This window comes from Mesorhizobium kowhaii (assembly GCF_042431665.1).
In the GTDB taxonomy this organism is placed as follows: Bacteria; Pseudomonadota; Alphaproteobacteria; order Rhizobiales; family Rhizobiaceae; genus Mesorhizobium; species Mesorhizobium kowhaii.
This window is the reverse complement of record NZ_JBHLYT010000053.1, coordinates 284,193-295,982: the sequence shown is the minus strand read 5'-3', so window position 1 is coordinate 295,982 and position 11,790 is coordinate 284,193. Positions and strand designations below refer to the sequence as shown.

Genomic DNA, 11,790 nt, shown 5'->3' with positions numbered 1-11,790 from the left:
TGCCCGTGGTACGAACCGAGTTCCCCTTTGCCGTCGAAACCGTCGATCCGCTCTGGATCACGCTGGCCGACGACACGCGCATCGCCGCCACCTTGTGGCGCCCACGCACCGACACCAGGGTGCCCGTCGTCGTCGAAATGGTGCCCTACCGCCGCCGCGACGGCACCGTGGCGCGTGATATCGACATCCACCCCTGGCTTGCCGGTCACGGCATCGCTTGCGCCCGCATCGATATCAGGGGCTCGGGCGATTCCGATGGCGACCTGGCCGACGAATATCTGCCGCTCGAGCAGGAAGACGCCTGCGAGATCATCGCCCATTTGGCAGCACTGCCCTGGTGCAACGGCAATGTCGGCATGACCGGCATTTCCTGGGGCGGCTTCAACGCACTGCAGGTGGCGGCGCGCCGGCCGCCGGCCTTGAAGGCCATCATCACCAACTGCGCCACCGACGACCGCTATGCCGACGACATCCACTACATGGGCGGCGCGCTGCTCACCGAGCAGGAGATGTGGTCGAACTTCATGCTGGTGAAGAAGGCGATGGCGCCCGATCCGCAGATCGTCGGCGACGCCTGGCGCGCCATGTGGGCGAGCCGTCTGGCGGCGACCAGCTCACTGTCGGAAAACTGGCTGGCGCACCAGCGCCGCGACGACTATTGGCGGCAAGGTTCGGTCTGCGAAAATCACGCAGCGATCGAATGCGCGGTCATGGCTGTCTGCGGTTGGGAGGACAGCTACTCCAACTTCGTGCCGCGCCTGCTCGAACATCTGCCCGGACCGAAGCTTGGCATCGTCGGTCCGTGGTCGCATGCCTATCCCTGCCGCGGTGCGCCCGGGCCGCTGATCGGTTATCTGCAGGAGGCGCTACGCTGGTGGCGCCATTGGCTGTGTGGCGAAGACACCGGCATCATGGACGAGCCGCTCTACCGCGTCTGGATCACCGGCGAGGAGCGGCCACAACCTTTTTACCTACCCGATCATGCCGGCAGCTGGGCCGCCGAGGATCAATGGCCGTCGCCGCGCATCGAGCGCCGCGCCTTGCACCTGAACGCCGCCGGGCTGGGCAGTCTGGCGGCGCCCGGCGCCACGCTTGCCGTACGTTCGCCGGCCACCGCCGGCCGCGATTGCGGTCGCTGGGGCGGCTATGGCGGCTCCTGTCCGGACATGGCCATCGACCAGCGCCGCGAGGACGGGCTGGCGCTGTGCTTCGACACGCCACCGCTCGACGACGACCTGACCTTGCTCGGCGCGCCGGAACTCGATCTGCTCGTCACCGTCGACCAGCCGCACGTCAATCTCGCCGCCCGGCTCTGCGACGTCTATCCCGACGGCACCTCGGCGCTGATGACCTATGGCGTGCTCAATCTCAGCCATCGCGACAGCCACGAGCATCCGACACCGTGCCCGGTCGGAACACCGTTCCGCGTGCAGCTGAAGCTCAATGATTTCGCCCGCATCGTGCCCAAGGGCCATCGCATCCGGCTGGCATTGGCCAACCAGCACTGGCCGATCCTGTGGCCGCAGCCGAAACTGTCGACGCTGTCGGTGGCGAGCGGCGACAGCACGGTGATGCTTCCGGTGCGCCCGCCGTCGCCGCGCGACCGTGACGTCCGCTTCGAACCGGCCGAAACAGCGCCGCCGGTTCCCACGATCATTCTGGATGACGGCTTCGACCGCCGCATCGTTACCGATGATGTCGGCACGGGCATACAGACCATCGCGCTGAGTTCCGACCATGGACGCAGGCGCTATGATGATCGCGCCATCACCGTGTCCTCGGCCAACAGCGACACGATGAGCATCCGCGCCGACGAACCGCTGTCGGCCAAGCTCGTCACCGAATACCGCTGGGCGATTGCCAGCGGCGATGCCGACACCGAGGCAATGGCGGTGACCGAACTGACATCAGACGAAACCCATTTCAACCTGAGCTGGCGGCTCGAAGCGCGAGAACGAGGCAAGCTCGTCCATAGCGCCTCGGCAACGCGGCGCATCAGGCGCGATTTCGCCTGACAGGAGCGGAGAGGAGACCATGCTTGCATATGCAGTGAAGCGCATCGGTCTTGGCCTCCTGATCCTCGTGCTCGTGATGATCGCCATGTATGCGGCCGTCTTCCTGGTGCCGGGCGATCCGGCAACCGTGGCGCTTGGTCCGCGCGCCACGCCGGAACTGAAGCGGCTGCTGATCGAGCGCATGGGCCTCGACCAGCCGGTCTGGTGGCAGATCGTCGAATTCTTCCGCAACGCGCTGACCGGCAACCTTGGCTACGACGTCTGGTCGAACCGGCCGGTCTCCACTCTGGTCCTGGAGGCACTGCCGAACACGCTGATCCTTGGGCTGACCGCGCTCACTGTTGCCCTTGTCATCGGCGTTCCCCTCGGCTGCCTGTCGGTGATGCGGCGCGGCACGCTTGCCGACGCCGTCATCGGCGTGCTCTCGGTCGGCGTCATTGCCGTGCCGTCCTTCGTCGTTGCCATCTATTCGCTGCTGCTGTTTGCGGTGACGCTGCGCTGGCTGCCGGCCATCGGCGCCGGCGAGGCCGGCGACATTGTCAGCCAGGCTAAGGCACTGATCATGCCGGCCGCGGCCATCGCGCTCGGCTGGATCGGCTACGTCGCCCGCATGGTGCGTGCCTCGATGATGGAGGTGATGGGCGAACCGCACATCCGCACCGCGCGCTCCTTCGGCCTGCCGGAGTGGAAGATCGTCTCCAAATACGCGTTGCGCATCGCCATCATCCCGACCATTTCGCTGGTCGCCGTCGGCCTCGGCAGCATCTTGTCCAGCGCCGTCTTCGTCGAGGCGGTGTTTGCCCGCCCCGGCATCGGCAAGCTGATCACCGACGCCGTCAACACCCGCAATTATCCGGTCGTCATGGGCACCGTGCTGATCATGACCGCCATCTACGTCTCCATCACCATCGCCGCCGATCTGTTGATTGCGCGGCTCGATCCGAGGGTGCGCGATGTCTTCCGTGGCTGACGCCTCGCTGTCCCTTCCGGATCGACAACGATTTCCGCTGCTGCGCGCGCTGCTTGCCGATCCGTTCACCTGCGTGGCGCTGATCCTGGTGACCGGGTTCCTCATCACTGCCGTCTTCGCGCCCTGGCTGGCGCCTTATTCGCCGCTCAAGATCGATGTGCTGCACAAGCTGCAGCCGCCATCGCCCGGACACTGGTTCGGCACCGATCATCTCGGCCGAGATCTCCTGTCGCGCGTCATCTATGGCGCGCGCACGGCGCTGACCATTGCCATGGTGTCGGTGGCGATTGCCGGCGCGATCGGCCTGCTGCTCGGGCTGATCGCCGGCTACGGGCCGCGCTGGCTCGACGCCATCCTGGTGCTGACCTTCGACAGTTTGAATTCGCTGCCGATGATCATGTTCGCGCTCGCCATCATCACCGTGCTCGGCGCCGGCACCGGCACGCTGATCATCGTCATCGCCGCGACCTCGTTTCCGAGCTATGCCAGGCTGATCCGGGCGCAGACGCTGGCGCTGAAGAACAGCGATTACATCCTCGCCGAGCGGCTGCTCGATGCCAGCGCCGCGCGCATCATCTTCATCCACCTTCTGCCCAATGTCGTCGGCCCGCTGATCATCCTTCTGTCGATGGACATTCCGGTCGTCATCATGGTCGAGGCCGGCTTGAGCTTCCTCGGTCTCGGCGTGCGGCCGCCGACGCCGTCCTGGGGCTCGATCCTCTATGACGGCTACACCAGCATCCGTTCGGCGCCCTTCATGGTCATCTTCGGCGGCCTGCCGCTGGTGCTGGCGACGCTCGGCTTCACCTTCCTCGGCGAAGGCCTGCGCGACTATCTCGACCCGCGCCTGCAATTGCGGAGGCCGGCATGAGCGGCTCGCTCGCCGCCAGCGACCTCAGCGTCCGCTACGAGACGCCGCATGGCAGCGTGCACGCCTTGCGCCATGTCGATATCGAGGCGCATCCCGGCGAAGTGATCGGCATCGTCGGCGAGAGCGGCTGCGGCAAGTCCACGCTGGTCACCGCTTTGGCCAATTTGCTGCCGGCCAACGCCCGCATCGACGGGTCGATCAGCTACAACGGCGTCGACCTGGCAAAGCTCGACGCACACCACCAGCGCCTGCTGCGCGGCGACGAGATCGCCCTGGTCAGCCAGGATCCGATGACCGCCTTCAACCCGGTGCTGACCATCGGCGACCAACTCGTCGACTTCCAGCATCACCGCAAGGATCTCGGCCGTGCGCAGAAGCGCGCGCGCATCGCCGCCATGCTCGGCCGTATCGGCATCGCGGACGCGGAACGGCGGATGGACTGCTACCCGCACGAACTCTCCGGCGGCATGCGCCAGCGGGTGGCGATCGCCGCTGCCCTGCTGACCGATCCCGGCCTGCTCATCGCCGACGAGCCGACGACGGCGCTCGATGTCACCATGGAGGCGCAGATCATCCATCTGCTGCGCGAACTCAGGCGCGAATACAACGGCATCATCATCGTCGTCTCGCACCATCTAGGCGTCATCGCCGAGCTCTGCGACCGCGTCTACGTGATGTATGCCGGCGAGGTGGTCGAGGGCGGCGAGGTCGACGCGATCTTCCACGATGCCAGGCATCCCTATACGCAGGCGCTGCTCGCCTGCGATCCGGCCCGCTTCCATGAAAGGCTGGACAGGCTGCCGACCATTCCGGGCTCATTGCCCAACCTGACCCAGCCGCCATCCGGATGTGTTTACGCGCCGCGCTGCGACCGCGCCTTCGCGCCATGCGGCAGCGTCGCGCCGCCACAGGTGAAACTGTCCGCCTCGCATATGGCGCGCTGCCATGCGGTGGCGCCATGAGCCCGCTGCTCGCCATCGACGATCTGTCGGTAACCTTCGCCCGTAGCGGGCTGCTCAGCCGCCTGATCAACCCGTTCCCCTTGCCGAGCTTCAACGTCATCGACGGCGTGACGCTGTCGCTGATGCCGGGCGAGACGCTCGGGCTGGTCGGCGAGTCCGGTTCCGGCAAGACCACGCTTGCCCGCACCATTCTTGGCCTTGTGCGCGCGGCGGCCGGCCGTATCGTCTTTGAGGGCAGGGACGTGCGGACGCCGGCCGATTTCCGCGCCATGCGCCGGCGTTCAGCGATGATGTTCCAGGACCCGGTTGCCTCGCTCAGCCCGCGCCTGCGCATCGGCACGCTGCTGACCGAGCCGCAGATCATCCAGGGGCTGCCGATGCCGGACCGCCGCGCCCTGGCAAAAGCGCTGCTGGCGCTGGTCGGGCTGCCGGCTTCCTTCGTCGACCGCTTTCCGCATGAGCTGTCGGGCGGCCAGGCGCGTCGCGTCGGTGTTGCCCGGGCGCTGGCGATGAAGCCGCATCTGCTGCTCGCCGACGAGCCGACCGCTGGTCTCGACGTGTCGGTGCAGGGCGACGTGCTCAACCTGATCGGCGAGTTGAAACGCGAACTCGGCTTCGCCGCCATGATCGTCACCCACAATCTGGCAATGATCCGCCATGTCAGCGATCGGCTGGCCATCATGTATCTCGGCCGGCTGGTCGAAACCGGGCCGACGCAGGACGTGTTTTCCGCGCCGATGCATCCCTACACCGCGACGCTGATCCAGTCCGAGCCGATACCCGATCCGCGCCGGCGCAGCCAAAACCCGGCCGTCACTGGCGAGATCCCAAGTGTGTTCCGGCGACCCTCGGGCTGCGAATTCCACACGCGCTGCCCGATCGCCCGCGATCGTTGCAAGACCGAGGCACCGTCCTATCGACCGATGGGCGCTGACCGGATGGTGCGCTGCCATTTCCCGCTGGAGACAGGCGGGCAAGAACGGGAAGCCTTCTCACGCGCTTCCGCAAACCAAAGGGGAAACTGACATGACGCAATGGAACATGGACAGACGTGCATTCCTGAAAGCGGCCGGTGCGCTGGGCGCCGGCCTGACGATGAAGCCGGGTTTCGCCTGGTCGGCCGCCGGCGACACCTTGCGCGTCCGTATGGAAGGCGATCTCCAGACCCTCGATCCCGCCTTCATGATCGGTGGGATCGAGGATGTCATGATGCGCGGCATCTATGTCTCGCTGAACCGGCTTGGCGATCTCAGGGCAGGTTCGCCATGGTCGCCCTGGGGTGCGGAGAAGCTTGAGCTGAAGGATCCGAAAACCATTGCCTTCACGCTGATCGACGGACTGAAATGGTCGAACGGTTTTGGCCCTGTCACCGCCGAAGACGTGAAATTCTCGTATGAACGAATTGCCGATCCGAAGCTGTCATCGCCCTGGGCCTATCAGTTCGAGAAGCTCGATCGTGTCGAGGTCGTCGATGCCAGGTCCGGCATCATCCATCTCAAGGACCCGTACCAGCCGATCTTTGTCACCAGTCTGCCCTATTATGGCGGCCACATCATTTGCCGCGCCGGCACCGAAAAGGCAGGCGGCAAGTTCACCACCGAACCGCCGGCGACCTGCGGCCCCTATCTCTTCTCCGACTGGCAGCAGAAGCAGAAGGTGACGCTGACCGCCAATCCTGACTGGCCGGGGCCAAAGCCGGATTTCGGCAAGGTCGAGATCTACATCGTCGCCGACGATCAGGCAGCACAGCTTGCCTATGAGGCCGATGCCTTCGACTACACCAAGATCGCCATCTCGGCGACCAAGGCGGTCAAGGCCAGCCCGCCCGCCAACACCAAGGTGATCGAAGCGCAGTCGACCCGCTATGTCTGGCTGACCATCAACATGCTGAGCCCGCGGCTCAAGGACCTCAAGGTCCGCCAGGCCGTGCAGTATGGCGTCGATGTCGGGCAGATCCTGACCGGCGTCTATGACGATCTCACCAAGCGTTCCACCGGCGTCGTTCAGCCCGGGACCAAATTCGCGCGGGCCGGCAATTTGATCGCCGCACCCGACTATGAGAAGTCCGCCGCCCTGCTCACGGAGGCCGGCGTCAGCAACCTGTCGCTGACCTTGACTGTGATGAACGATTCCATCCGCACCGCGACCGCGCAGATCATCCAGGCCAGCCTCGAACAGGCCGGCATCAAGGTCGAGATCCAGCCTTACGACGAAGCCGCCTTCTGGGGCGTCGGCGACAAGACGCAGGGCGACGGCTACAAGAACATCGATCTGGCGCTGATGGATTTTGCCGGCGGCGTCGACCCATCTGAAAACCTTGTCTGGTTCCGTCCCGACCAGATCGGCGCCTACAACTGGTCCGGCTTCGACAGCGCTGAGTTCGAGACCGGCTATCAGCAGCTGGTGGCGGAAAGCGATGAGCCCAAGCGCATCGCATTGTCCAACCGCATGGAGGATCTGATGGAGCAATCCGGCGGCTTCGTCTTCATCTGCCACCAGCCGCTGGTCGTCATCCACAAGGCGGATTTCGAGCCGGTCATCTATCCCGATGGCCATCCCAATCCGGTGCTGTTCAAGAAGGCGTGACGCTTCCGTGGACAGGAAAGATGTGATCGTTTAGCTGGACTTGATGACTGACAGAGAACCAGCACCTGAAAAACGCAAGCGCGGCGCCAAGAAATCGCCGCCGCGCTTCAGCCGTGAACAGGCGGACGTGCGCCGCTCGATGCTGATCGACGCGGCGACGCGATGCCTGTCGGTCGGCGGCATCGGCGCCTTCACCATCGATCGCATCTGCAAGGAGGCCGGCGTCTCGCGCGGCCTCATCAACCATCACTTCGAAGGCCTCGATGGCTTGCTGGTCGAGGTCTACAAATCCTCGCTCTATGCCAGCGTCAACAATCAGATCGCCGAAGCCAAGCGTCGTCGCGCGGAGACGTCCGATTGGTCGCCGCAGGCAGCGCTCGCGGCGCTGGTGCACTCCAATTTTTCACCCGATTACTTCAGCCGTGACAATCTTCTGATCTGGCTGTCGCTGTGGGGGGAGATTGCCGTCAACCCGCGGCTCAAGGCGGCGCACCGCGAACTCTATGACGCCTACCGGGCGGAGCTCGCCGAGGATATCGCAGCGGTCGCCGTGCCGCGCGGCAGGCAAGTCGACGCCCCGACGCTGGCGCGCAATTTCATCGCGCTGGTCGACGGGCTCTGGCTCGAATGGTGCCTCGACGAAAGCGTGGTGACGCCGCAGGCCGCCGAAGCTGCCGGCTTCGAGATGCTTGAGGCGCAAGTCGGTCCGCTGCGAGATTCCTAATTCAGCGGCGAACCGCCCTCGCGCTTGCGGCGTTCCATATAGTCGCGCAACGCCTCGTCGATCCCAGGATCGATCGGCGGCTGCTCATACTCGGCGACCATGCGCTTCCAGACCACATTGGCCCGCTCGCGCGCCGTCACCTGGCCCCGTTCCATCCAGGTGTCGTAATTGTCCCAGTTGGACACCAGCGGCGAGTAGAACGCCCGCTCGTAGCGCTGCATCGTGTGCGCCGCGCCGAAGAAGTGCCCGGCCGGGCCGACCTCGCGGACGGTTTCCAGCGCCAGCGTGTCGATGTCGACCACCGGCGGGTCGAAATAGGCGCACATCATCTGCAGCATCTCGGCATCGATGACCAGTTTCTCGAATGATGCCGTCAGCCCGCCGCCGAGCCAGCCGGCGGCGTGCAGCACCAGATTGGCGCCGCCCATCAGGCAGCCCCACAGCGACATGGCGCTCTCATAGGCCGCCTGCGCATCGACCGAATTGGCAGCGGTGACATTGCTGGAGCGGAACGGCACGCCGATCAGCCGGCACAGCTGGCCGGTGATCTGCGCGGCCTGTGTGTATTCGGGCGTGCCGAAGGCCGGTGCGCCGGTCTTCATGTCGACATTCGAGGTGAAGCCGCCATACATCACCGGCACGCCGGGGCGCACGATCTGGGTCAGCACGATGCCGGCCAGCGCCTCGGCATGCTGCTGCGACAGCGCGCCGGCGAGTGTCACCGGGCTCATCGCCCCGGCCAGGGTGAACGGCGTGATGACATTGACCTGGCCATGCTCGGCCAGCGCGATCAGGCCTTCGGCCATCGGCTCGTCGAGCTGCAGCGGCGAGTTGGTGTTGATGATGCCGGTAAAGACAGGCATCTCCTGCGCAAGGTTTTCGCGCGTCGTGCTGAGCGATATCGCCACCATCTCCAGCGCGTCGATGGCGCGTCCGCGGCCAAGCGCCTGCGGCTGCCAGTTCTTGTCGAGCAAAGTGATCTCGGCATAGTAGAGGTCGAGATGGCGGGTGTTCTGGTGCAGGTCGAGCGGCTCGAACGGCCCGCCGCCTTCCTGATGCAGCACGTTGAACGACTGGATGAGTTTGAGATAGTCGCACATTTCGGCATAGGTGCCCGGCCTGCGGCCGCGATCATTGTCCATGACATAGGCCGGTCCGCCGACCGACGACAGGATACAGTGCCTGCCGCCGACCTTGACGTTCTTCGCCGGATTGCGGGCCCGCAGTTCGAACGATGACGGCACCATGGCGACGCGCTCCATGACCATCGCACGGTCGAAGCGCACCCGCATCTCGCCTTCGTCGACATCACAGCCGGCGGCGCGATAGAACTGGCGTGCCTGCGGCTGCAGCACGCGCATGCCGATCTCCTCGAGGATGGTGAGGCCCATTTCGTGGATCGTCTGCACCTGGTCGGCCGACAGGATCTCGATCGGCACATAGGGCCGCGTCAGCTGCTTCCATGGCCGCTGTTCGATGCCGCCGATCTCGCGCTGCGGGCGGCCGGGTCTGCGACGTGCCGTGATGCGCTCCATGGCTTTCTCCTATTCGGCTGCCGTCCGCATGTCGAAATCCGCCACCGCATCGACGATCGGCGTGTCGCGGCGGTAGGGCTGCCAGCGGATTTTTGCGCCGATCTCCTGGGCAAGCTTGTGGCCGCTATGCACCGCATGGGCGATGGCACCTGGGGCCAGCGTGTCGCCGATACGATCGACACTTTTGATGCCGGCGGCCGCAAGCGCGTCCGCGCGTTGCGTCAGCGCCTCGAAGAGTTCGCCGCGCGGCAGCCTGAGCCCGACGATCAGCACTGAGCGGCAGGCGACGCGGGTTTCCTCGCCGGTGAACAGATGCGCCAGCGTCGCCGTCTCGCCGTCGAAGGATTTCAAGAGATGCAGCGTCGTCACCGGCACCTTGCGCCGCGCCAGGGCGCGATGCACCAGCGGCAGCTCGTTGGTCATGATCGTCCACGCGGACGCCTGGCCAGCCGGGGTCACGTAGCTGACCGGGATGCCGTGTGCTGCCAGATGCTCGGTGAGGACGCCGCCCATGGTGTAATTGTCGAAATCGAAGACCAGGGTCGGCCCTTGGGGAAGCCGGCCGCCGGCGATGTCGTCCGGTGTCAGGACATCGGGATGATCGAGCCGGCCGGCCGGAATCTCCAGCGAGGAATAGAGCATGTTGGTCCAGCGCGCGCCGGTCGCCAGCACAACGCGGTCCGGCGCCAGCTCGATGGTCTCGTCGGCGCCCAAAACACTCTCGGGATAGAGCGAGACGTTGCTCATCTCGTTGAGGCGCCCGAGGCGGTAGTCGACGACGCGGTTCCAGGCCGACAGTCCGGGCAGGGTCTTCTCGAAGGTCAGCCGCCCGCCGAAGGTCCGGCCGCTGTCGGCGAGCATCACCTCATGGCCGCGACGGCCGAGCGTCAGCGCGCATTCGAGCCCGGCCGGCCCGCCGCCGACAATCAGGATCCGTTCGGGCGCGTCGGCGCGCTCGACGCGCTCGGGGTGCCAGCCGCGACGCCATTCTTCGCCCGCGGTTGGGTTCTGGGTGCAGCGCACCGGCACGCCGTCATGCCAGCTCGAGATGCAGATGTTGCAGCCGATGCATTCGCGGATTTCGGCCTCGCGGCCCTCGCGGATCTTGTTCGGCAGGAAGGGGTCGGCGATCGAAGGCCGCGCGCCGCCGATGAAGTCCAGCACGCCGCGCCGGATCTGTGAGACCATGGTGTCGGGCGAGGTGAAACGCCCGACGCCGACCACCGGTTTCTTGGTCAGCGATTTGACGAAATCGATCACCGGCTCGTGGCTGCCTTCGCCGGTGAAGCGCGACGCCGAACAGTCGGTCGGGCTGGAATCCATCTTGACGTCGAACAGATCCGGCAGATCGGCGAGCAGGTCGACCAACTCGTGCGCCTCGGAGGGCTGGTTGCGGCCGGGCCGGCCGCGCAGTTCCTCGAGGCTTACCCGCAAGGCGACACCGCAGTCTTTGCCGACGGCATCCTTGGTGACCTCAATCATTTCGCGCACGAAGCGCACCCGGTTCTCGATCGGCCCGCCATAACAGTCGATGCGATGATTGTATTCCGGCAGCAGGAACTCGTAGCCGAGATAACCCATGCCGGCATAGACATAGACGATGTCGAAGCCGGCCGTGCGCGCCTTGCGCGCCGCCTCAGTCTGGCATCTCAAGACCTCGCGTATGTCGGCCTTGTCCATGGTCTTCGGCCGCAAATTGCCCATGAAGCCGACATGGGTGGCCATCCATGGAATGCCAGATGGCGACAGCGGCGGCAGGCGGCTTGTCCGGTTCATCACCGATGCGCCGCCGTGCCACAATTCCACGCCGGCAAGCGCGCCATGGCGGTGCACTGCCTCCGTCATCAGCGCATGCGCGCGGATATCATTGTCGTCCCACATCGTGGCGAAAGGCAGCGGCGTGTCGTCAGAGCTGGGGTCGATCGAACAGGCCCCGGTGCAGATCACGCCCCATCCACCCTCGGCCTTGGCTTCACGAAAGGCCGCGCGCACCCGCGGCAGGGCATTGGTCATGCCGCTTGCATGCGGCACTTGATAGAAGCGGTTTGGCGCGGTGACCGGCCCGATCCGCATCGGCTCGAACAGGATTTCGTAGCGGGGATTGCAGGTCATCGGGGGGCTTCGCGA

The 11,790-nt window shown here is 65.5% G+C and carries 9 protein-coding genes; 7 read left to right on the top strand and 2 right to left on the bottom strand.

From position 1 onward, the window contains the following. Positions 1-5: 5 nt before the first annotated feature. Genes ACFFNA_RS28850 through ACFFNA_RS28820 form a run of 7 tightly spaced genes read left to right on the top strand, consistent with a single transcriptional unit; the run spans position 6 to position 8,128 of the window. Positions 6-2,015 (top strand): CocE/NonD family hydrolase, encoded by a 2,010-nt coding sequence (locus ACFFNA_RS28850; protein ID WP_378923283.1) that lies wholly within the window; start codon positions 6-8, stop codon positions 2,013-2,015. Between the two features lie 19 nt (positions 2,016-2,034). Continuing rightward, positions 2,035-2,985, top strand: a complete 951-nt coding sequence (locus tag ACFFNA_RS28845) for an ABC transporter permease (protein ID WP_378923282.1) — start codon at positions 2,035-2,037, stop codon at positions 2,983-2,985. Beyond that, positions 2,969-3,856, top strand: coding sequence for an ABC transporter permease (locus ACFFNA_RS28840; RefSeq protein ID WP_378923281.1), 888 nt, complete (start codon positions 2,969-2,971; stop codon positions 3,854-3,856). The genes ACFFNA_RS28845 and ACFFNA_RS28840 overlap by 17 nt, the downstream gene beginning before the upstream one ends. After that, complete coding sequence (locus tag ACFFNA_RS28835) at positions 3,853-4,818, top strand: ABC transporter ATP-binding protein (protein ID WP_378923280.1); 966 nt, start codon at positions 3,853-3,855, stop codon at positions 4,816-4,818. Before ACFFNA_RS28840 ends, ACFFNA_RS28835 begins: the two co-directional genes overlap by 4 nt. Then, entirely contained in the window at positions 4,815-5,843 is a 1,029-nt protein-coding gene (locus tag ACFFNA_RS28830) for an oligopeptide/dipeptide ABC transporter ATP-binding protein (protein ID WP_378923279.1), read from the top strand. The genes ACFFNA_RS28835 and ACFFNA_RS28830 overlap by 4 nt, the downstream gene beginning before the upstream one ends. Position 5,844: 1 nt before the next feature. After that, positions 5,845-7,404: an ABC transporter substrate-binding protein gene (locus ACFFNA_RS28825; protein ID WP_378923278.1), complete on the top strand. Its 1,560-nt coding sequence runs from the start codon at positions 5,845-5,847 to the stop codon at positions 7,402-7,404. Between the two features lie 43 nt (positions 7,405-7,447). Beyond that, a complete protein-coding gene (locus ACFFNA_RS28820; RefSeq protein WP_378923277.1) occupies positions 7,448-8,128 on the top strand; it encodes a TetR/AcrR family transcriptional regulator in 681 nt (226 codons plus the stop codon). On the opposite strand, the gene ACFFNA_RS28815 is transcribed toward ACFFNA_RS28820, so the two are convergent. Then, positions 8,125-9,663 (bottom strand): trimethylamine methyltransferase family protein, encoded by a 1,539-nt coding sequence (locus ACFFNA_RS28815; RefSeq protein ID WP_378923276.1) that lies wholly within the window; start codon positions 9,661-9,663, stop codon positions 8,125-8,127. The two genes, ACFFNA_RS28820 and ACFFNA_RS28815, sit on opposite strands and share 4 nt — an antisense overlap. Positions 9,664-9,672: 9 nt before the next feature. Then, positions 9,673-11,775, bottom strand: coding sequence for an oxidoreductase (locus ACFFNA_RS28810; RefSeq protein ID WP_378923275.1), 2,103 nt, complete (start codon positions 11,773-11,775; stop codon positions 9,673-9,675). Positions 11,776-11,790: the final 15 nt, after the last annotated feature.

Excerpts from the sequence above, each read along its gene's own strand:
- ACFFNA_RS28845 (WP_378923282.1), top strand. The coding sequence starts at position 2,035 with ATGCTTGCATATGCAGTGAAGCGCATCGGTCTTGGCCTCCTGATCCTC.
- ACFFNA_RS28840 (WP_378923281.1), top strand. The coding sequence starts at position 2,969 with ATGTCTTCCGTGGCTGACGCCTCGCTGTCCCTTCCGGATCGACAACGA.
- ACFFNA_RS28835 (WP_378923280.1), top strand. The coding sequence starts at position 3,853 with ATGAGCGGCTCGCTCGCCGCCAGCGACCTCAGCGTCCGCTACGAGACG.
- ACFFNA_RS28830 (WP_378923279.1), top strand. The coding sequence starts at position 4,815 with ATGAGCCCGCTGCTCGCCATCGACGATCTGTCGGTAACCTTCGCCCGT.
- ACFFNA_RS28825 (WP_378923278.1), top strand. The coding sequence starts at position 5,845 with ATGACGCAATGGAACATGGACAGACGTGCATTCCTGAAAGCGGCCGGT.
- ACFFNA_RS28820 (WP_378923277.1), top strand. The coding sequence starts at position 7,448 with ATGACTGACAGAGAACCAGCACCTGAAAAACGCAAGCGCGGCGCCAAG.
- ACFFNA_RS28815 (WP_378923276.1), bottom strand. The coding sequence starts at position 9,663 with ATGGAGCGCATCACGGCACGTCGCAGACCCGGCCGCCCGCAGCGCGAG.
- ACFFNA_RS28810 (WP_378923275.1), bottom strand. The coding sequence starts at position 11,775 with ATGACCTGCAATCCCCGCTACGAAATCCTGTTCGAGCCGATGCGGATC.